Origin of the sequence: Kitasatospora sp. NPDC059722 (assembly GCF_042733235.1) — a bacterium.
Classification (GTDB): Bacteria; Actinomycetota; Actinomycetes; order Streptomycetales; family Streptomycetaceae; genus Kitasatospora.
The window spans coordinates 33,043-52,926 of the sequence record NZ_JBHWGD010000002.1 but is presented as its reverse complement, the minus strand read 5'-3'; the positions used below and the strand labels follow the sequence as shown (position 1 = coordinate 52,926).

At 73.2% G+C, this 19,884-nt stretch carries 17 protein-coding genes; 12 read left to right on the top strand and 5 right to left on the bottom strand.

The features are described from left to right. Window positions 1-120: 120 nt before the first annotated feature. Both ACFV4F_RS01475 and ACFV4F_RS01470 read right to left on the bottom strand, forming a co-directional pair. On the bottom strand, window positions 121-330 hold the full coding sequence (locus ACFV4F_RS01475; RefSeq protein ID WP_380436520.1) for a DUF397 domain-containing protein: 210 nt from the start codon (window positions 328-330) through the stop codon (window positions 121-123). Continuing rightward, window positions 317-1,204, bottom strand: coding sequence for a helix-turn-helix domain-containing protein (locus tag ACFV4F_RS01470; protein ID WP_380500044.1), 888 nt, complete (start codon window positions 1,202-1,204; stop codon window positions 317-319). The genes ACFV4F_RS01475 and ACFV4F_RS01470 overlap by 14 nt, the downstream gene beginning before the upstream one ends. A 276-nt stretch (window positions 1,205-1,480) precedes the next feature. Between ACFV4F_RS01470 and ACFV4F_RS01465 the strand changes: the two genes are divergently transcribed. From ACFV4F_RS01465 to ACFV4F_RS01435, 7 genes are all read left to right on the top strand, one after another. Further along, window positions 1,481-1,909, top strand: a complete 429-nt coding sequence (locus ACFV4F_RS01465; protein ID WP_380500042.1) for an ATP-binding protein — start codon at window positions 1,481-1,483, stop codon at window positions 1,907-1,909. Beyond that, on the top strand, window positions 1,906-2,181 hold the full coding sequence (locus ACFV4F_RS01460) for a hypothetical protein (protein ID WP_380500041.1): 276 nt from the start codon (window positions 1,906-1,908) through the stop codon (window positions 2,179-2,181). Before ACFV4F_RS01465 ends, ACFV4F_RS01460 begins: the two co-directional genes overlap by 4 nt. A gap of 196 nt (window positions 2,182-2,377) precedes the next feature. After that, window positions 2,378-3,721 (top strand): extracellular solute-binding protein, encoded by a 1,344-nt coding sequence (locus tag ACFV4F_RS01455; RefSeq protein WP_380500039.1) that lies wholly within the window; start codon window positions 2,378-2,380, stop codon window positions 3,719-3,721. Then, window positions 3,718-4,614, top strand: coding sequence for a carbohydrate ABC transporter permease (locus ACFV4F_RS01450; protein WP_380500038.1), 897 nt, complete (start codon window positions 3,718-3,720; stop codon window positions 4,612-4,614). The genes ACFV4F_RS01455 and ACFV4F_RS01450 overlap by 4 nt, the downstream gene beginning before the upstream one ends. After that, window positions 4,611-5,441, top strand: a complete 831-nt coding sequence (locus ACFV4F_RS01445; RefSeq protein WP_380436508.1) for a carbohydrate ABC transporter permease — start codon at window positions 4,611-4,613, stop codon at window positions 5,439-5,441. Before ACFV4F_RS01450 ends, ACFV4F_RS01445 begins: the two co-directional genes overlap by 4 nt. 4 nt (window positions 5,442-5,445) lie before the next feature. Further along, entirely contained in the window at window positions 5,446-7,182 is a 1,737-nt protein-coding gene (locus ACFV4F_RS01440) for a glycoside hydrolase family 36 protein (protein ID WP_380500037.1), read from the top strand. Window positions 7,183-8,322: 1,140 nt separating this feature from the next. Then, a complete protein-coding gene (locus tag ACFV4F_RS01435; RefSeq protein WP_380500036.1) occupies window positions 8,323-9,462 on the top strand; it encodes a LacI family DNA-binding transcriptional regulator in 1,140 nt (379 codons plus the stop codon). 46 nt (window positions 9,463-9,508) lie between these two features. Here the strand turns inward: ACFV4F_RS01435 and ACFV4F_RS01430 are convergent, their stop codons facing one another. Both ACFV4F_RS01430 and ACFV4F_RS01425 read right to left on the bottom strand, forming a co-directional pair. After that, entirely contained in the window at window positions 9,509-10,018 is a 510-nt protein-coding gene (locus ACFV4F_RS01430) for a hypothetical protein (protein ID WP_380500035.1), read from the bottom strand. A 119-nt stretch (window positions 10,019-10,137) separates the two neighbouring features. Then, complete coding sequence (locus ACFV4F_RS01425; RefSeq protein WP_380500034.1) at window positions 10,138-10,947, bottom strand: DeoR/GlpR family DNA-binding transcription regulator; 810 nt, start codon at window positions 10,945-10,947, stop codon at window positions 10,138-10,140. 171 nt (window positions 10,948-11,118) lie between these two features. Between ACFV4F_RS01425 and galT the strand changes: the two genes are divergently transcribed. Next, window positions 11,119-12,213, top strand: coding sequence for a galactose-1-phosphate uridylyltransferase (galT, locus tag ACFV4F_RS01420; RefSeq protein ID WP_380500033.1), 1,095 nt, complete (start codon window positions 11,119-11,121; stop codon window positions 12,211-12,213). Further along, entirely contained in the window at window positions 12,210-13,349 is a 1,140-nt protein-coding gene (gene galK, locus ACFV4F_RS01415) for a galactokinase (RefSeq protein WP_380500032.1), read from the top strand. The genes galT and galK overlap by 4 nt, the downstream gene beginning before the upstream one ends. Before the next feature lie 138 nt (window positions 13,350-13,487). Here the strand turns inward: galK and ACFV4F_RS01410 are convergent, their stop codons facing one another. Further along, a complete protein-coding gene (locus tag ACFV4F_RS01410; protein ID WP_380500031.1) occupies window positions 13,488-14,471 on the bottom strand; it encodes an NADPH-dependent F420 reductase in 984 nt (327 codons plus the stop codon). A 213-nt stretch (window positions 14,472-14,684) separates the two neighbouring features. Between ACFV4F_RS01410 and ACFV4F_RS01405 the strand changes: the two genes are divergently transcribed. The 3 genes from ACFV4F_RS01405 to ACFV4F_RS01395 form a co-directional block, all read left to right on the top strand. Then, window positions 14,685-15,074: a hypothetical protein gene (locus ACFV4F_RS01405; protein ID WP_380500030.1), complete on the top strand. Its 390-nt coding sequence runs from the start codon at window positions 14,685-14,687 to the stop codon at window positions 15,072-15,074. Beyond that, entirely contained in the window at window positions 15,040-17,853 is a 2,814-nt protein-coding gene (locus ACFV4F_RS01400; RefSeq protein WP_380500029.1) for a transporter substrate-binding domain-containing protein, read from the top strand. The genes ACFV4F_RS01405 and ACFV4F_RS01400 overlap by 35 nt, the downstream gene beginning before the upstream one ends. Before the next feature lie 228 nt (window positions 17,854-18,081). Next, window positions 18,082-19,884, top strand: a 1,803-nt coding sequence (locus tag ACFV4F_RS01395) for a PKD domain-containing protein (RefSeq protein WP_380500028.1), incomplete at its 3' end; no start/stop codon positions are given.

Genomic DNA, 19,884 nt, shown 5'->3' with positions numbered 1-19,884 from the left:
AGGGAGTCTCGCTCACCGATCGATACTCGCCGGCGGATGGAGGGCGCGGGGCGAGGGGGGGTCGCGCGGCCGGCGGCGTCCCCGGCCCCCGCCCCCGCCCCCCCCCCCCCCGCAACCCGGTTACGTGATCGGAAGATCGCCGGCCTTCACGGCGGCGACGAATGCTGTCCATGCGCTGGCCGGGAAGACTAGTGCGGGGCCCTGCGGATCTTTGGAATCCCGTACGGGAACGGTGCCATCGTCGAGGATGGCGACCTCAACGCATGCAGATTGTCCGTTGCTGCGGCTGGACTTGAACCACGCCGCTATTGTCAGGTCAACCGTGTCCATAACTTCCTGCCACTTCCGAGATCAGCTGCCTTGACGCCTGTTCGCTGAGTGCCGTCTCCCAGATGTTCTTGAACGCAGCGTCGTAGCGTTCCACTTCGCCGGGCTTGTCCAGGTAGAGGTCGCCGGTGTAGCCGTCCGCATAGACGGTCGGTGGCTCGGTTTCGGAGCCATCGCCGTTCAGCGGGAAGCGCAGAATCCCGAACGGGCCTGACATGACGCCCAGGTGTAGACCCGCGCTGAACGGGACTACCTTGATGGTGACGTTGGCCAGCTCGCCCACTTCGAGGAGGTGGGCGAGCTGGCCGGCCATGGTTCGGGATCCGCCCACGGGGCGGCGCAGCACTGCCTCGTTGAGCGCTACGTCGAACACAGGCGGATCCGTGACCCTGGTGAGGAGGACCTGACGCGTCGAGCGGAGGTGGACTCGCCGCTCGATCTCGTCATCGTCCTCGTGCGGGTTGTCCGCCCGCATGATCGTGCGCGAGTAGCCTTCGGTCTGTAGAAGGCCGGGTACCAACTCGCTTTCGTACCAAGCGATCCTCGACGCGGCTTCTTCCAGCCCGATGAAGAGATCGAAGCCTTCCGGGATCACGTCCCCGTAGGAGTGCCACCAGCCCCGAGCCTTGGTCTCCTTCGCGAGCCCCATCAGAGCCTCGGTGAGTTCGGCGGGCGCTCCGTAGACCTTGCACATCGCCTCGACGTCGAGGCTGCGCAGCGAGGTCTGGCCGGTCTCGATGCGCCACATCTTCGCCTCCGACCACTCCAGCGTGCGAGCCGCTGCCCGCACTGTGAGTCGCGATCGGTTGCGCAGATCGCGCAGGTATCGACCAAGTTGCCTGCGCGGCACCGTTGATCCAGTCGGCCCTTCCGCCATGGCCCTACCCCTTCCTGGCTTCCAGTATGAAGCACCGTCAGCGCTCGAAATGAAAGCACCCGTGTGCCCGCTTCGCAATGAGCGTCAACAGACCGAGTCATCGACTTTGAAGTACTCAAAATGAAGTCTTGCAGATTGCGGAGTGTGCGGAGCAGACTACGAGGAGTAGTCCGATTGCTCGCCTGTGGCGATCTTGATGGATGGCCACCCGGGCATCCCCGTGCCTCTTCTGGGCCGTTGCCGCCGCGGCGAGCCTCACTTCCAGGAGGCCCTGCCATGCCCGGAATGCTGGAGAAGCCGCCCGCCCCCGCCGCCGACTACTCCTACTGGCTGCCGAGACACCGCAAGTCCGTCGCCGCGGCCAGAAAGCTGCTCCGCGGCTTCCTCGCCGCCCAACCCTCCGGCGAACTCTTCGTCGAAACCGGCGAGTTGGTGCTCAGCGAGCTCGTCACCAACGCCGTGCTCCACGCCATGACCCCGCCCGGGCGCCTCCTCTACGTCCACCTCTCCCTCCACCCCGACGCCCTCCGCATCGAGGTGCACGACGCCGGCGCGGGGCGTCCGTACGCGCGCCCCGCGACCGTCGAGGACGAAGCCGGGCGCGGACTCTGGCTCGTCTCGCAGCTCGCCTCCCGCTGGGGCTGCTGCCCGCGTGCGGGCGGCGTCGGCAAGGCGATCTGGGCCACCATCGGGAGTGGCCGGTGAAAGCCGAACTCCCCTTCGCCGTAAGCGTTGAGATCAAGGGCGTCACCAAGGCCGCCACCTTCTCCCGCCTCCCCGACGCCCTCGAAGCCGTCCGCACCGCCGTCTCCCACCTCCCGCTCGACGAGGACCAGGCCGACTTCCTCGCCGACCTCTTCTCGCCCCGGTCCGCCGACCGCATCGCCCGCCAGCTGCTCGAAGTCGGCGCGATGCGCGTGATCGTGTTCGTGGGCATCGAGCCCCACCCGATCTACCTCTGCCCGGCCCCCGATTGACCGAGGGCGTGCGCGAGAAGTCGGCCCATCCGACTTCTCGCGCAGCCATCCCGTCGCCTGGTAACGGAACGGTTGCGGGCGTACCTGGGGGTTGACGGCGTACGGCAGGTGGCGTTTGCTGTGTGGCGCTCGTTCGGGACTGTTTGGTTCTGGTCTGTTTTGTGGATTTGAACGTTCAAAAACGGGAGGCGATGCAATGTCACACCTTTCACGTCGCGAGCTCCTCCGCGCCTCCGGGGCCGGTCTGCTGGCCCTGGCGGCCGGGGGAGCGCTGGCGGCCTGCGGGGACTCCGGATCGGCGGGAGCCGCAGGCGGGGACGCCGAAACCGGCACGGTCACCGTGTGGTCGTGGGCCACGGCCGCTGCCGCGCTGCGCGGGGTCGTCCCGGCGTTCGAGCGGGACAACCCCGGCATCAAGGTCGACGTCCAGGACATCGGGAACCCGGCGATCTGGGACAAGATCACCGTCGGTCTCGCCGCAGGCGGGCAGGGGCTCGGGGACGTCCTCCACATCGGTTGCGACTACCTGCCCGGCTACCTGGACAAGTTCCCCGGCGGCCTCGCCGACCTGTCCTCCTTCGGCGCCGACGCCCACAAGGACGACTTCGCCAAGGGCCTGTGGCCGGTCGTCACCGGCAAGGACGGCCACGCCTACGCGCTGCCCTGGGAGGTCAACCCGCTCGGGTTCTTCTACCGCGAGGACTACTTCGGCAAGGCCGGCATCGACCCGACCGCCCTCGCCACCTGGGACGACCTGATCGCCGTGGCGGAGAAGTTCAAGGCCGCCAACCCCGGCATCTCCCTCATCGGCATCAACAAGGCCGCCAACCCCGACCCCGACCTGGACTTCGTGCAGTCGCTGATGCAGCTTCAGGGCGCGTTCTACTTCGACCTCCAGGGGCGGATCACGCTCGGCACGCCCGAGGCCGTCCGCGCGATGGACGTCCTGAAGCGGCTGGACGGCGCCGGGCTGGTCGCCGATGCCCCCGGCGAGCAGGGCTGGGCCACCCTGATGAAGGCCGGCAAGCTCGCCGTCGCCCCCATGCCCGCCTGGGCGGCGCACTACCTGGAGGCCAAGTTCGGTGACCAGAGCGGACACTGGCGCCTCGCCAAGCCCCCGGCCGTCACCGCCGGAGGCAAGCGCACCGCGCTCGTGAACTCCACCCACCTCGCCGTCGCCGGTTCCAGCCCGCGCCGCCGCGCCGCCTGGAAGTTCGTCGAGTACGCGCTCACCCGCCCGGCCTCCGTGAACAGCATGTTCACCGCCGGCGGCGTCTTCCCCGCGCTCACCGCGGCCTACACCGACCCGATGTACGGCGCACCGAGCGCCTACTACGGCGGCCAGCCCGTGCTGCGGACCTTCGCCGACCTGGCCGTCGACGGCGGCGACCCGACCAACTACTCCGGGGACTACGCCCGCGCCCTCAAGCTGGCCGGCGACGCCCAGACGAAAGTGTTCCTGAAGGGCGGCGACCCGGCCGCCGTCCTCCAGGACGCCGCCAAGCAACTCGCCCAGCAGACCGGGCGCAGCATCGCATGACGACGACCGTCCAACCGTCCCTCGCGCGTGCCCGGCGCCGCTGCACCGCCGTGCCGTACCTGCTCCTCGCCCCCGCCCTGGTCACCTTCGGCGTGTTCAAGGCGTACCCCGTCGTCGACTCGCTGCTCCTCTCCTTCACCGCCGGCTCCGGCACCGCCGCCCGCTCCGCAGGACTCGCCAACTACCGTCGCCTGCTGGACGATCCGCTGTTCTGGACGGCCCTGCGCAACACCGCCGAGATCCTCGTCGTGCAGGTCCCGGTGATGCTCGGGCTGGCCCTGCTGATGGCCGTCGGCATCAACTCGGCGCTGGTGCGCTGGCGGGCGGTGTGGCGGCTGGGCGTCTTCATGCCGGCCGTGACCGGCCTGGTCGCCACCGGCGTGATCTTCGCCTTCCTGCTCGACTCCGACCACGGCGCCGTCAACTGGCTGCTGGACGCGATCGGCCTGCCGGTCGTCGACTGGTTCGGCGACCCGTTCTGGGCGCGGATGGCCGTCGTCCTGGTGCTGACCTGGCACTACACGGGCTACAACGCCGTCATCTACCTGGCCGGCCTCCAGGGCGTCCCGAAGGAGCTGTACGAGGCCGCGATGGTCGACGGGGCGGGCCCGGTGCGGCGGTTCACGGCGGTCACGGTGCCCGCGCTTCGCCCGGTGCTGCTGTTCACGGTCGTGCTGTCCACCATCGGCACGCTCCAACTCTTCGACGAGCCTTACGTCTTGACCGGCGGCGGCCCGGACAACGCGACGCTGACCGTCTCCATGTACCTGTACCAGAACGGCTTCCGGTACTTCGACTTCGGCTACGCGTCCGCCATCGCCTACGCGCTGACCCTGCTGGTGTCGGTGCTCGGCGCGGTCCAGATGCGGCTGATGGGGGAGCGGGAGCGATGAAGCCGATCACGAAACTGCGCGGCTGGCCGCTGACCTTCCTCCTCGCGGGCCTCACCGGCCTTTCCGTCGGCCCGTTCTACTGGCTGGTGATCGCCATCACCCGCAAGGACACGGACATCTTCGATTGGCCGCCCAAGCTGCTGCCCGGCGGCCACCTCGGCGACAACCTCGACCACCTGCAGCGCAGGATCGGTCTGCTCCGGGTGATCGGAAACTCGCTGCTGGTGGCCGGGGTCCAGACCGTCGGAGCCCTGGTGGTCGCGCTGCTGGCCGGCTACGCCTTCGCCAAGTTCCGCTTCCGGGGCCGGAGTCTGCTGTTCGGGCTGCTGCTCTCCACCCTCGTGGTGCCCGAACAGGTCATGCTGGTACCGCTGTTCAAGATGATGATGAGCTTCGGCCTGCTCGACACCTACCAGGCGCTCATCCTGCCCGGCCTGTGCGTGCCGTTCGCGATCTTCCTGATGCGGCAGTCCCTCGCCGGCCTGCCGGACGAACTCCTGGACGCCGCACGGGTGGACGGCGCGGGCGAGTTCCGGGTGCTGTGGAGCGTCGTCGTGCCGGTCATGCGGCCGGTGCTGGCGGCACTCGCGATCTTCCTCTTCCTGGGCTCCTGGAACCAGTTCGTGTGGCCGCTGGTCGCGCTGCGCAGCCCCGCCATGCACACCCTGCCGGTGGCCATCGCCACCCTGTACGGCAACAAGAGCACGACCGACTACGGCGCGATCCTCACCGGCACCGCGCTGTCCACCCTGCCGATGATGGTCCTCTTCCTGGTCCTGCAACGGCAGTTCATCTCCGGCCTGCTGGCCGGTGCGACGAAGGGCTGAACCCGTGACCGACATCTGGGAGCCGCACGCCCCCGCCGCCCCTTCCGCCACCGGCGGCCTGCGCCCGCTGTACGCCGAGGGCCTCGACCTGCGGGTGAGCGGCGCCGGGACGGCCCGCGCGGTCGCCGACGGGGTGGTCGAGGTGACCGTCGAGGCGACACCGGTGGCCGATGGCGACGTCCGCATCGAGTGGCGGGTGCCGTGCGTGGACGCCACCGCCCTCTGGACGCCCGAACCGCGCGGCACCGGCTGGTTGCCCGCCGCCTGGAGCGCCCCGCGCCGCACCGGGATCGCCGCCGGCGCCCCGATCGCCGCCCTCGTCGGCACCGGCGACGTCGCGATCTGCGCCTTCGCCGCCGAGCGGCCCGACGTGCTGGCCGGCGCGGGAGTCGTCGAGGAGACCGGCGAGTTCCGCTTCTGGGCGCAGGCCCCCGGCCGCCTCACCGTGCGGATCGACACCTCGCGCCGCCACTTCGCCCGCTGCCTGGCCGGCCTCGCCGAGTGGTGGGGCACCGCGCACCGGGCGGACGTGCCCGAAGCCGCCCGCCGCCCCGCCTACTCCACCTGGTACGCGATGCACCAGGACGTCTCGCAGAAGGCCGTCGAGGCCCAGGCCGCGCTCGGCAAGGAGCTGGGCCTGGACGTGATCATCGTCGACGACGGCTGGATGACCGCCGACCGCACGCGCGGCTACGGGCACTGCGGCGACTGGGAGCCGGTCTCGCTGCCGGACACCGCCGCCCACGTGCGGCGCGTCCACGAGCTCGGCGTGCAGTACATGCTCTGGTACGCGCTGCCGTTCATCGGCAAGAACAGCGCCGCGTTCGAGCGCATCGGCCGGTACGCGCTCGCGGACGCCGGGCCCATGGGAGCCGTCGTGGCGGACCCCCGCTACCCGGAGGTCCGCGAGTTCCTGGTCGGTCGGCTCGCGCGGGCCGTCGAGGAATGGGGCATGGACGGCCTCAAGGTCGACTTCGTCGACTGGTTCGCGCGGGCGGACGCGCCCGAACCCGGTCCCGGGGCCGACTGCGCGAGCGTCGACGAGGGCGTCGAACGGCTGCTCGCCGAGCTGCGCCGGCGGATCACGGCCGCCCACCCGGACGCGATGATCGAGCACCGCCAGCCCTACGTCAGCCCGGCCCTGTGGCCGTACGTCACCATGATCCGGGCCACCGACTGCCCGCTCAGCCCCCAGGAGAACCGGCAGCGGACGATCGACGTGCGGCTCGCCGCCGGGCCCGTCCCGGTCCACGCCGACATGCTGACCTGGCACCCGGTCGAGCCGCCCGAGCAGATCGCCTGCCACCTGATCAACGTCCTGTTCGCGGTGCCGCAGGTGTCCGTCGACCTCGCCGCGCTGCGCCCGGAGCAGCGCGAGGCCCTGGCCTTCTGGCTCGGCGTCTTCCGCGCCCACGCCGACACCCTGCAACTCGGCGAACTGCGCCCGGCCCGGCCCGACCTCGGCTACCCGATGGTCACCGCCACCGGCCCGGACACCGTCGCCGTCGCCCGCTACGCGGCGCTGCCGGTGGACGCGGGCGGCGACCGGTGGCGCACCCTGCTGGTGGCCAACGCCGACGCCGACCCGGACGTGCGGCTGACGGGCGGCAGCGGGACGGCGGAGGCGGTCGTGCAGGACGCGCGGGGGCGCGTCGTCCGGCAGGGCGAGGTGGAGCTCGGCCGGGACGGCGCCGTCGTCGCGGTGCCGCGCGGCGGGTTGCTGACTCTGCGGCGTGCGTGAGCGTCGCGACGAGGCCGGCCCGGTGGTGGCGGCCGGTCGCCCGGCTGGGCGGGGTGGAGCTCGGTCTGGTCGGCGGTGTTGCGGTGTCGCGAGGGCGGCGCTCACGCTTGCAGCGTGCGTGCGTGCGTGCGTGCGTGCGTGCGTGCATGCATGCATGCGGCGGCGTGCCGTCCGGCTGGTTGGGGCGGGGCAACGACGGTGCCGTACGTGAGCGCAGCGCCGACGTCGAACGGTAGGTGCGGTTGCCCGGGCGAGCGGTTGGTCGACGGGGCTGCGGCATCGCGCGGCCGGCTGCTCGCCCTGCAGCGGCCGTGCAGCGCCGGTGCCGATCTCGGCGGTGTGGTTGGCCGGCGGAGGCGATCGTCGAGGCTGCGCGAGGGCGTATCGTCCGGCGGGGTGGGTGGAGCTCGGCCCGGGGCGGCACCGTCGTGGGACTGTCGCGCGGCGGGCGGCTGACCCGGCACCGGGCGTGAGCGTGATGACGACGCCGGCCCGGCGGGGCAGTTGGCCCGTGACCAACGGCCGGGCGGTGCGGCGGCGTGCTGTCCGGCCCGGCGGAATCGAGCTCGGCACGGGGCGGCGTGGTTGCGGTGTCGCGCGGCGAGCTGCCGACCCCATGCTGCATGTGACGGTCGCGACGCCGCCGGCCCGGCGGTGGCGGCAGTTCGCCGTGCGCGGGGGCGCGTCGTCCGGCTGGGTGGGGTGGGGCGTGGTCGGGTCGGTGGGCGGGTGGCGCCGTGGCCTACGTGACCTCGTGACGACGCCCTTGCAGCGTGCGTCCGTGCGGCGGCGTGCCGTCCGGCCTGGTTGGGGCGGGGCAACAACGGTGCCGTGCGCGAGTGCGGCGCCGATGCCGAATGGGAGGTGTGGTTGGCCCGTGGCGCATGGCCGGTCGGCGGTGGTGCGGTGTCGCGTGGCCAGCTGCGCACCTTGCGGCGTGCGCGAATGTCGTGCCGATGCCGATCCGGTGGTGCGGTCGTTCGGTGGGGGTGATCGTCGTGGCTGCGGGAGGGCGTATCGTCCGGCGGGGTGGGGAGGACCCCGCCGGGGTGGCGTCGTCGAGGTGTCGCGCGGCGGGCTGCCGACCCTGCGCCGCACGTGACCGCACCGATGACCCGACCGAGCACGCCGGAGGAAGCCATGCCCGAGGGAGCACGCCGACCGCGCCGCGCTGTCACGACGCCCGACGAGGCCGTGCGCGGGGCCGGAGTGCGCCGTCCGCGTCGCGGGGCCACCACCATCGAGGAGGTCGCCCGCGCGGCCGGCGTGTCCCGGCAGACGGTGTCCAACGCGCTCAACGCCCCGCACCGGGTGCGCCCGGACACCCTGGAGCGGGTGACCGCCGCGATCCGCGAACTCGGCTACCAGCCGGACCAGTCGGCCCGCTCGCTGCGCAGCGGCGCCCGGCGCACCATCGGCTACCTCTCGCCGGTGGACGACCCGTTCGACCCCAACCCGCTGATGGCCGGCTTCCTGGAGGCGCTGGTCGACGCGGCCGGGGCGCAGGGCCTGCGGGTGCTGCTGTTCCGCCCGGCACCGGGCAGTGGGGGCACCCGGGATACGTCGGGCGCGGAGGACGGGACGGATGCCGGCGACGCGTCGGGCGCCGGCGACGCGCTCGCGGCCATCGACGAGCTGGTGGCGGCCCGCCAGGTGGACGGGCTCGTGCTCGCGGACGTGCTGCGCGACGACCCGCGGATCGGCCACGTCGCCCGGGCCGGTGTCCCGTTCACGACCTTCGGGCGGACAGGACCGGGGGAGCCGCAGCACTGGGTGGACATCGGCAACGGCCCGGCGATGGCGGCCGTCGTGCGGCACCTCGCCGAGCGCGGGCACCGGCGCCTCGGGTACGTGGGAGGCCCGGAGGACCTGCCGTGGATGGCGGAACGCCGCGCGGGCTTCCTCGCCGAGGCGCGGCGGCTCGGCCTGACGGCCGAGGTGGCGGCCGGGCCGGACGTCGCCGCCGTGCGCGGGCTCCTGCGCCGCCCGGACCGGCCGACGGCCGTCGCGGCGGCGAGCGACCTGCTCGCACTCGACGTCTACGAGGCCGTCCGCGCCGAGGGGTTGACGGTCGGACGGGAAGTGGCGGTCACGGGCTTCCACGACACGCCGCTCTGCCGCCACCTGCACCCCGCCCTGACGTCGGTCCGGCTGCCGCTGCGGGCGATCGCCGCCGCGCTGGTCGAGCGGCTGCTCGGCCAGGCGCGGGGGGAACGGGCGCCCGGCGCGGGGCTGGAGCTGGCCACCGAGCTGGTGGTGCGGGCGAGTTCGGGGGGTTGAGCGCCGCGATGACGGGTCGAGCGCCGCGATGACCGGCCGGGTGGCTTCAGCGGTGGCGGCGGTAGTAGGAGACGGTCACGGCGGCCAGCAGCGGGCCCCAGAGGACCAGTGGCTGGTAGAGGACCCCGACGATGTCGCCCCAGGGACCGGTCATCGCCGGGTGGTGATCGACGTTCCACCAGAACAGGAACCCGCTCCAGACGTAGACGAGGGCCAGTGATCCGAGCGCGGCGGGGACGACGGCGGCGAGCGGGCGGACACGCCGGCCGCCGAGGACCGGGATCCAGCGCGGCACCACCTCGCCCCAGGGCCGGACCAGGCCGAGCGTCAGCAGGGCGAGGGCCTCGGAGACCACGCTGAGGCCGACCACGGCGACCGCACCCCAGCCGGGGATGTGGAAGTCCTGGCGGAGCACCTGGTCGCCGTAGCCGACCGGAAGGCCGAGGGCCAGGGCGATCCGCCACAGCCCCGAGGGCACGGTGGTGAGGGCTGCGGCGTGTGCGGCTCGCACGGCCCAACGGGGTGCCGGGGCAGCGGGGTTCGATGCGGCGGTCATGCATCCAGGCTGGCCGGTGGGAGGCGGCGCCACGTCCTCCCGGAGGGCCGGAGGCATCCCCCCACCGGGGGATCCGGGCTCGGTCGCCCGGCCCCTCGGGGCGCGCCGCGCCCCGCCCGTCAGTCCCCGGAGGACGCGACGATCAGCTCGCCGACCAGCCGGGCGGCGGCCGTCCGTTCCTCGGCGGCGAGGGCGTCGTCCGTCACCAGGACGTCGAGCTGGTCGAGGGCGGCGAAGGAGGCCAGGCCGACGGCGTTCCACTTCGTGTGGTCGGCGACCACGATGACGCGGCGGGCCGACTGCAGGAAGGCCCGGTTGGTCTCGGCCTCGGCCAGGTTGGGGGTGGTCAGCCCGGTGTCGGCGGAGAGGCCGTGACAGCCCATGACGAGCACGTTGACGTGCAGCGAGCGGATCGCCTGGTCCGCGACCGGGCCGACCAGCGCGTCCGAGGGCGTGCGGACGCCGCCGGTGCGGATCACCGTGGCCGTCGCCGGGGTGCCGTCGTCGTCGGGCTGTTCCAGCAGTTCGGCGATCCGCAGGGAGTTGGTGACCACGGTCAGGCCCTCGACGGCGCGCAGGTGGCGGGCCACCGCGAAGGTCGTCGTGCCGGCCGCGAGGCCGACCGCCGAACCGGGCGGCACGAGTGCGGCGGCGGCGCGGGCGATCGCCTCCTTCGCGGGCAGCTCCCAGCCGGCCTTGGTCTCGAACCCGGGCTCGCCGCTGAGCGGCGCCTCGACCCGCACCGCGCCGCCGTGGACCTTCTCCACCAGTCCGCGCCGGGCCAGCGCGTCGAGGTCGCGGCGGACCGTCATGTCGGAGACCCCGAGGTCGCGGACGAGTTCGGTCACCCGGACCCCGCCCCGCGCGCGCACCTGTTCCAGGATCAGCGCGCGTCGCTGCCCGGCGAGCGGTTGGGCGCTGTCGGCCATCGGAGGGCCTCCCTCGGGTCGGCGTGGCGCGGGTCGGTGCGGCCGGGGCGGCCGCGCTCATCGCCAGCATGGCCATCATGGCAGGTGCCGGGTGCTTCCGGGGCGGCGGGTCTGTTGGATAGTGTTCGAGATTGTTGATTCATGTCGGATCGAGGAGAGAGAACCGAGGCCATGGCCGGGACCGTCACCGAGCCCACCGCCAGGACCGCGACCACGCTCGCGGACGGGCGGGAGCTCATCTACTACGACAGCGGCGCGGCCGTGCCCCGGAACGCCGTCGACCGGCGCCCGCTGGACCCCCGGCCGCCCGCCTCCCACGTGCGCCGGGACCCGGCCACCGGGGACTGGGTCACCGTCGCCGCCCACCGGCAGGCCCGCACCTACCAGCCGCCCGCCGAGGAGTGCCCGCTGTGCCCCTCCCAGGACGGGCGGCTGAGCGAAATCCCCGCCGCCGACTACCAGGTGGCCGTCTTCGAGAACCGCTTCCCCTCGCTGGCCGGACCGCCGGGCGAGCTCACCGGCGGACTGCGGACGGCCGGTCCCGGGGCCGGGCGCTGCGAGGTGGTGTGCTTCACGGCCGACCACGACGCGTCCTTCGCCGACCTCTCCGAGGCCTGCGCGCGTCTGGTCCTGGACGCGTGGACGGACCGCACGGCCGCGCTCTCCGCCCTGCCGGGGGTGGAGCAGGTGTACTGCTTCGAGAACCGCGGCGCCGAGATCGGCGTCACCCTCGCCCACCCGCACGGCCAGATCTACGCGTTCCCGTTCACCGCCCCGCGCACCGCCCGCATGGCCGCCCGCGCCGCCGCGCACCGGACGGCGACGGGCCGCAACCTCTTCGACGACCTCCTCGCCGCCGAGCGCGCCGACGGCGAACGGGTGGTGCTCGCCGGCGAGCACTGGACGGCCTTCGTCCCGTTCGCCGCCCGCTGGCCCTACGAGGTCCACCTCTACCCGCACCGCCGCGTCCCCGACCTCACCGCCCTCGACGAGGCCGAACGCGCCGAGTTCCCCCGCCTCTACCTCGACCTGCTGCGCCGCTTCGACCGCCTCTTCGGCACCGGCCGCACCCCGTACATCTCCGCCTGGCACCAGGCACCACGTGAACAGCGGGACGAACTCGCCCTCCACCTGGAGCTGTTCACCATCCGGCGCACCGCCGACAAGCTCAAGTACCTGGCCGGCGTCGAATCCGGCATGGACGCCTTCGTCAACGACGTCAGCCCCGAACACGCGGCCCAGCGGCTGCGGGAGGTCGCCCGATGAACACCCTCTCCCAGCCGTCCTTCACCCAGCTCTACGGACACGCGCCCGAGGGGGAGTGGGCCGCTCCCGGGCGGGTCAACCTGATCGGCGAGCACACCGACTACAACCTCGGCTTCGTCCTGCCGATCGCCCTGCCGCAGACCGTCCGCGCCCAGGCCCGCCGCCGCGACGACGGGCTGCTGCGCCTGCACTCCACCAAGGGCGGCAGTGCCGAGGTGGCGGTCGCGGACCTCGCCCCGGGCAGCGTCACCGGGTGGGCGGGCTACCCGGCGGCGGTGGTGTGGGCGCTGCGCGAGGCCGGGCACGACGTCGGCGGGGCGGAGCTGTCGCTGGACAGCGACGTGCCGACGGGTGCCGGGCTGTCGTCCTCCGCGGCGCTGGAGTGCGCGGTGGCGATCGCCTACAACGACCTGTACGGGCTGGGCCTTTCGGCGCCCGAGCTCGCGCTGGTCGCGCAGCGGGCGGAGAACGCCTACGTCGGCGTGCCGTGCGGGATCATGGACCAGATGGCCTCGATGTGCTGCCGCGCGGGCGCGGCCCTGCACCTGGACAGCCGGGACCTCACCATGCGCCAGGTGCCGGTGGACCTGGCCGGTGCGGGTCTCGCGCTGCTCGTCCTCGACACGAGGGTCAAGCACGACCTCGGGGACGGCGCGTACGCCGGCCTGCGGGCCGGCTGCGAGCGCGCGGCGCGGCTGCTCGGCCTGCCCGCCCTGCGCGAGCTCGGGCCGGCCGACCTCGCGTCCGCGCTGCCCCGGCTCCCGGAGGAACTGCGGCCGCTGGTGCGGCACGTGGTCACCGAGAACGAGCGCGTGACCGAGGCCGTCGCGCACCTGGCCACGGGCGCGCTCGCGGCGCTCGGCCCGGTGCTCACCGCCGGGCACGCCTCACTGCGTGACGACTACCGGGTCTCCTGCCCCGAGACCGACCTCGCCGTCGACACGGCCGTCGCGGCCGGGGCCCACGGCGCGCGGATGACGGGCGGCGGCTTCGGCGGCTCCGTCATCGCCCTCGTGGACGCGGAGGCGGCCGAGGCCGTGGCGGCCGACGTCACCGCCGCGTTCCTGGCCAAGGGCTTCACCGCCCCGCGCACCCTGACCGCGACCCCGGCCGAGGGCGCCCGTCGGATCGCCTGACCGTGCCACCCGGCTTCCGGCGGGGCGCCCATCCGGAGCGCCCCGCCGTTGGCTTCCCGCCGTTGGCTTCCCGCCGTTGGCTTCCCGCCGTTGGCCTCTCGCTGTTGACCTTCCGCCGTTGGCCTCTCCTCGATCACCTCAGGCCCTGTGCGCCTCCGGACGCTCCGGCGAGGCCTCGGCGAGCGCCCGCGTCACGGCCTCGACGCCCGCGCGCAGGCCGTAGACCGGGGTGCCGGGCTGCTGGCGCCAGGACTCGTCGAGGCCGCCGGCGTCCACCGTGTCGAAGCCGATCTCGTCGATGAGCGCCCGGACTCTGCGCTTGGCGTCCTCGTCGTCGGAGGCGACCGGCACGGCGAGGCGCTCCGGATCCCCCTGGGGGAGGGGCCGCTCGACCAGGTCCTGGGCGTAGGTGCCGTTGAACGCCTTGACGACCGGGTGGCCGAGGTGCCGCTCCGTCCAGCGGCTCTCGGTCAGGCCGCCCTCGATCTCGGCGATCAGGCCGTCGCGCTCCTTCGGGTAGTAGTTGCCGGTGTCGATGACGGCGAAGCCCTCGGCGGCCCCGTCGAACAGGCCGGCGGGCAGGTCCGGCACGCTCTTCAGCGGCACCGTGACCACGACGAAGTCGGCGCCGTGTGCCGCCTCGGCGGCCGGCACCGCCCGCGCCCCCGTCTCCGCGACGAGCCCGGCCAACGACTCCGGCCCGCGCGAGTTGGCGACGGAGACGTCGTGGCCGAGGGCGGTGAAGCGCCTCGTCAGGTTGCCGCCGATGTTCCCCGCGCCGATGATGCCGATCTTCATGGTGGGACCCCTCCGCAAGAGTTTCCGTACGCTCGACCTGGCCCAACCACCCCGCGGCGCCGTCGATTCCCACTCTCCGGGGTGATCTCGCGGGATCGGGGTTGACGTGCGTCGGGTGACGGAGCGTCGGCTGTCCGAGGGGGCGCGGACGGCGCGGGTGCGGGTGCGGGCATGGTGACAAGCACACGACCGGGATCGCTCCCCGTCGGCCGGAGCGTCCTGATCGCCGGCGGCAGCGGCGTCACCGGCGGCAGCGGTGTCATCGGTGGCACGGGTGGCAGCAGCGGTACCGGCGGTACACCGGTCACGCTGGGCGTTCGTCACTCCGCGTGGCGGTCGCGCTGAGTGTCCACCGGACGAGTGCTGACACGGCGAAGCCCCGATTTCGGCCCGGTGCCGGTCGCGCTGAGTGTCCGTCGCCTTGAGCACCGCTCACCCTACGAATCGATCGTGCAAAAACGGTGACGGTCGGCCCGTTCCGGCAGATGATGGTGGGGAGGCAACCGGCCGCAGGTCCTCGGGGAAGGAGCGTGCGCCATGGCGACCTTCGACGGGTCCACCGGACTACTGCTCCACGTCCGGCCGGACACCGGCCTCGACCCGGACGAGCTGACGGAGCTCACCGCCCGGCTCCGCACCGAACTGCTCGACGACCTCGACCTCACCGACGCCGAACCCGTCGAGGAGGAGTCCGCGCCCGAGGACGTCAAGGGCCTCGGGAGCCTGGCCGGCGTGCTGCTCGTGCATTTCGTGGACCTCGACATGCTGCGGGCGGTGGTCACCTCCGTCCGGAACTGGGTCGGACGCACCGGCCACGTCGTCGAACTGAGCTACGGCGGCGACACGCTCAAGGTCACCGGGGTGACCGCCAAGCAGCAGGAAACGATGATCGATGACTGGCTCGCACGTCACGCGGCCGTCCCCTGACCTGCCCGACGAACTCCGCTTCGCGCTGGTGGTGGCCACCGCCCGCTACACCGACCCGGCGCTGCGCCAGCTGCGTGCCCCGGCCCGCGACGCCGACCAGCTGAGCGAGGTGCTCGCCGACCCGCGGATCGGCGGCTTCGCGGTGACCCGGGTGGTCGACCGGACCGCACAGGAGATCCGCCTGGCCGCGGAGGAGTTCCTCACCGGCCGCGACCCGGAGGACCTGCTGCTCGTCTACCTCTCCTGCCACGGCCTCGTCGACGTCCGCCGCAAGCTGTACTTCGCCGCCACCGACACCGTGAAGACCCGGCTCGCCGCCACCGGGGTGGAGTCGCAGTGGCTGCTCGACCTGATGGAGGACTGCCGGGCCAGACGGCTGGTGGTGATCCTCGACTGCTGCTTCAGCGGCGCGTTCTCGCACGGGCTCAAGGGCGACGAGGACCTGGCGCTGGGCGAGCGCCTGCGCGGCCAGGGCCGCGGGCGGGTGGTGCTGACCGCCTCGCGCGGCAGCGAGTACTCCTGGGAGGGCGAGCCGCTGTCCGGGACGGAGCCGCCCGGTTCGGTGTTCACCACCGCGATCGTCGACGGCATCCGCAGCGGCGCGGCCGACGAGGACCACGACGGCTACGTGTCGGTCGACGACGCCTACGCGTTCGCCTTCGACCGGATCCGCTCCGGCGGTGGTCGGCAGACCCCGCAGCGGTGGCTCTACGGCGCCGAGGGGAAGATCCTGCTCGCCCGCAGCCCGGCCGGCGTGGCCGTCGCCCCCGCGGCCCTGCCGGAGGCCCTGCGCAGCGGCCTGGACAGCCCGCACCCGGCCATCCGGCTCGGCGCGGTGACCGCGCTCGGCGAGTGGCTCACCGGGCCCGACCCGGCGCGCGAGCTGACGGCCAGGCGGACGCTGAAGGAGGTCGCGGACGCCGACGTCCCCCTCGTGGCCTCGGCCGCGCGCGCCCTGCTGGCGCAAGCCGAACCGAAGGCCGGGGAACGGCCGACGCAGCCGTCGAAGGCAGGGCCCGACGGGCCGGGGGCGCCCCCGTCCAGGGCCGGCCCCTCGAAGGTCGGGTCGGACGGGCCCGGGGTGCCGGCCTCCAGGGCCGAGCCCGGGGTGCCGGCGTCGAAGGCGAGGCCCGACGAGGCCCGGCCGTCGCCCCCGAAGGTCGAGCGCACGCCCGGCGGGGCCCGGCTCTCGCCCCCGGGATTCCGGCCCGAGCCCGGGGGACGTCCGGAGCAGCCCTCGAAGGCCGAACCCGTCGAAGCCCGGCCTGCCGAAGCCTGTCCGTCGCGCCCGAGGCCCTCGCCCGGTCCCGCCGCGTCGCCGCAGCGCGTACTGGCGGCGGAGCCCGCGCGGCCCGAATCCCGCCCCGAGCCGGCCGGGCGGGCCGCAGGGCAACCCGCCGTGCCGCCGGCCGCACGGGCCCGCCCTCCGGCAGCTCCGGCAGCCCCGGCAGCCCCGGGAGCCCCGGCCGTCCCGGTCGCGCCCCGCCCGGAGGCGCCCGCCCATCGGACGGCGCCCCGGCCTCCCCCGGCGCTCGCGGTCCCGTCGCCGGAGGTGCGCGCGCGGGCGGTCCCGCCTCCGCCGCCGGTCCGGGACGTGGAGGAGTTCGGCTCGCTGGCGCAGGATCTCGTGTCCCCATCGGCCGGTTCGTCCTCGCCGCCCTGGTCGTCACGGCCCCCCGGTTCGTCCTCGCCTCCCGGGCCACCGCCACCGAGCGGCCCCGGAGCCCCGAGCGGTCCCGGAACGCCGCCCGGTCCCGGAGCCCCGAGCGGTCCCGGAGCCGCGCCCGGCCCCGGAGGCCCGCTTGCAGGCGCCCCGCCCGGCCCCCGGATCCGCCTGCTGCCGCGCGGCCGCAAGGTCCGTGCCCTCCTCCTGGGAGTGCTCCTGCTGGTGGTCGCCGCCGTCGCCACCGTGACGGTCACCTCGCGCCCGGGCCCGCCGGCCGCGCGGACGGCCGCGGGCGCGACCCCGAACGCGGGGGCCGTGCCCGCCGTCTCGACGGATCCGGCGCTGGCCGCCCTGGTCCCGGCCGCCGTGCGGTCGAGCGGCAGGCTGGTCGTGGCCACCGACCCCGCCTACGCGCCGAACGAGTTCAAGGACGACAAAGGCGTGATCGTCGGGATGGACGCCGACCTGGCCAAGGCGATCGCCCGCAAGCTCGGACTGACCGCGGACCTCGAAGCGGTGAACTTCGACGGGATCGCCCACGGCGTCATGTCGGGCGCCTACCAGCTGGGCATGAGCTCCATCGACGACCGCAGGAACCGCGAGGGGTACGTCGACATGGTCGACTACTTCACCGCCGGCACGGCCGTCGCGGTGCGGGCCGGGAACCCGGACGGGATCGACCCGAACGACCTCTGCGGCCGGTCGGTCGCGGTGCGGACCGGCAGCACCCAGGCCGGTGAGATCACCGGCACCCGCGATCCCGCCTGCACCACCGCGGGCAAGCCGGGCATCCGCAACGGCGGCGACCCGTACGGCGCGCAGAAGGACGCGACGGCCGCCGTCGTCTCCGGCCGCGACCAGGCCCTGCTGGGCCCGTCCGACGTCGTCGACTACGCGGTCAGCACCGCCGACGGGCAGTTGACGAAGGTCGGTTCCACCTACGGATCGATCCCCTACGGCATCGCCGTCGCCCGGGGCAGCACGCTCACCCAGGCCGTCCGGGGCGCCGTGCAGGAACTGATCGACGATGGCAACTACGGCCGCATCCTCACCAGTTGGGGTGTCCAGGCCGGAGCCGTGGGCCAGGCATCGGTCGACGGGGCCACCAGCTGAGCCGACGCCTCATCGGCGGACGAATCGTCAGAACACCGACGAAGAGCTCCTTGAGGAGCAAACCCGCACCATCGCCGCCCCCAACTCCGGCCGAACGGGGGGCGGCGATCCACTCCAACCGGCAGGTAGCAGTGCCGTGCCCGTTGTCCGGGTGGCGGCGGCCCGGGACCATTCGGGCCCGGGGGGTGTCGTGCACCACACGCGAACTCTGCTGGAGGGGTTTCGGTCATGAGGTGGAAGACACGGATCGCCGGCACGCTGGCGGTCGTGCTGGCGCTGGGCACTACCGCCCTGAGCCCGACGGGAGCCGCCGGCGGTCATCCCGCCACCGGCGTCGGCTCCTGCACCATCAAGAACTGGGACCCGGGCGACGACCCGGGCGACGCCACGGACCTGCCCGAGGGGCAGCGTCCCCAGTCCTACAAACCCGACGACTACGACTGCACCGGCGCCTCCTTCGCCGCTCCCGGCGTCGAGTTCACGAAGTTCCCGCAGCCGGGGAACTTCCGGATCGCCAACAGGCAGACCGCGAGGACGGCCAACGACGCGGTGGCGACGGTGAGTTCGCCCACCCAGGCGGTCAACCCGCTCGCGCCGTACTTCCCGCCGTTCACCCACTTCGTGGTCCTCTACCGCGAGAACCACACCTTCGACGACTACCTCGGCGACTGCGCCACCACCGTCCAGGCCGGCTGCAACGGCGCCGTGCAGAGCGCCAACCACATCTCGTCGGTGCCCAACCTGCACACGCTGGCCAAGAACTACGCGCTGATGGACGCCTACAGCACCGGCACCCAGCCGCCGAGCGGCCCCAACCACTGGTGGCTCTTCTCCGCCCAGTCGGCGTCGAGCTCGCAGCAGCAGGCCTACCCCACCGCGGGCGGCACCCAGTTCGACCGCTTCCTCAAGGGCCCCGGCGGCGGCTACCCGTTCATCATGAACGGGGACTTCTACTGGATGCTCAGCAGCGGCAGCGGGTACTGGCGCAACCCGGCCACGAACAACATCGAGGCGCTGCCGGTCAACCGCCCGGGCACCGGCGTCCCCGAGGAGCTCAACTACAACCACTACACCTGCTGCGGGCAGAACGACGACGACCAGACCATCGCGAACGACTACATGAACTTCGTGACGAGCAACGGTCTGCCGTCCTACTCGTACGTCGAGCTGTTCAACGACCACCCGGGCACCTACCAGGACATCCCGAAGAACGACGCCGTCACCAAGCAGGTCGTCGACTTCCTGATGAACAACGCGTCCTACAAGGACAACACGGTGATCGTCGTCACCGAGGACGACACCCAGAACGGCAGCAACGGCCCGGACCACGTCAGCAACACCTACCGCGTGCCGACCGTCGTCGTGGCCTCGCCGACGTACATGAAGCAGGGCTACGTCACGCACGTCGCGTACACCACGGACAACGTGCTGGCCGCGATGGAACGGGTCATGGAGAACACCCACCCGGGCATCATCGACCCCAACGACAACGTCGGTCTGGCGACGTTCCCCATGACGACCGCCGACCAGGGCGGCCTCGGGGACCCCCTCGAAGACCTGTGGATCCAGGGCGCCACGCCCCTCTCGGCCACCGCCGCCGGCACGCCGCCGACGGGCAACGCCCCGCTGAACGTCGCCTTCACCGGCTCGGCCACCGGCGGCACCGCGCCCTACGCGTACAGCTGGAACTTCGGTGACGGTTCGGCGGCGAGCACCGCGCAGAACCCGAGCCACACCTACGCGACCGCCGGGACGTACACCGCGACCCTCACCGTCACGGACGCCGCCAACCCGGCCCACACCGCCACGGCGACCGTCACGACCACCGTCAGCGCCGTCGGCAACCCCTTGGCGGCCACCGCCGCCGGCACACCGACGTCCGGCCAGGTTCCGCTGAACGTCGCCTTCACCGGCACCGCCACCGGCGGCACCCCGGCCTACGCGTACAGCTGGAACTTCGGTGACGGTTCGGCGGCGAGCACCGCGCAGAACCCGAGCCACACCTACGCGACCGCCGGGACGTACACCGCG

What these genes read in the sequence shown, in the direction of transcription:
- ACFV4F_RS01445 (WP_380436508.1), top strand. Translation starts at nt 4,611, where the DNA reads ATGAAGCCGATCACGAAACTGCGCGGCTGGCCGCTGACCTTCCTCCTC.
- ACFV4F_RS01455 (WP_380500039.1), top strand. Translation starts at nt 2,378, where the DNA reads ATGTCACACCTTTCACGTCGCGAGCTCCTCCGCGCCTCCGGGGCCGGT.
- ACFV4F_RS01400 (WP_380500029.1), top strand. Translation starts at nt 15,040, where the DNA reads ATGACTGGCTCGCACGTCACGCGGCCGTCCCCTGACCTGCCCGACGAA.
- galT (WP_380500033.1), top strand. Translation starts at nt 11,119, where the DNA reads ATGGCCGGGACCGTCACCGAGCCCACCGCCAGGACCGCGACCACGCTC.
- ACFV4F_RS01475 (WP_380436520.1), bottom strand. Translation starts at nt 330, where the DNA reads ATGGACACGGTTGACCTGACAATAGCGGCGTGGTTCAAGTCCAGCCGC.
- ACFV4F_RS01425 (WP_380500034.1), bottom strand. Translation starts at nt 10,947, where the DNA reads ATGGCCGACAGCGCCCAACCGCTCGCCGGGCAGCGACGCGCGCTGATC.
- ACFV4F_RS01465 (WP_380500042.1), top strand. Translation starts at nt 1,481, where the DNA reads ATGCCCGGAATGCTGGAGAAGCCGCCCGCCCCCGCCGCCGACTACTCC.
- ACFV4F_RS01405 (WP_380500030.1), top strand. Translation starts at nt 14,685, where the DNA reads ATGGCGACCTTCGACGGGTCCACCGGACTACTGCTCCACGTCCGGCCG.
- ACFV4F_RS01450 (WP_380500038.1), top strand. Translation starts at nt 3,718, where the DNA reads ATGACGACGACCGTCCAACCGTCCCTCGCGCGTGCCCGGCGCCGCTGC.
- ACFV4F_RS01470 (WP_380500044.1), bottom strand. Translation starts at nt 1,204, where the DNA reads ATGGCGGAAGGGCCGACTGGATCAACGGTGCCGCGCAGGCAACTTGGT.
- galK (WP_380500032.1), top strand. Translation starts at nt 12,210, where the DNA reads ATGAACACCCTCTCCCAGCCGTCCTTCACCCAGCTCTACGGACACGCG.
- ACFV4F_RS01435 (WP_380500036.1), top strand. Translation starts at nt 8,323, where the DNA reads ATGCCCGAGGGAGCACGCCGACCGCGCCGCGCTGTCACGACGCCCGAC.
- ACFV4F_RS01430 (WP_380500035.1), bottom strand. Translation starts at nt 10,018, where the DNA reads ATGACCGCCGCATCGAACCCCGCTGCCCCGGCACCCCGTTGGGCCGTG.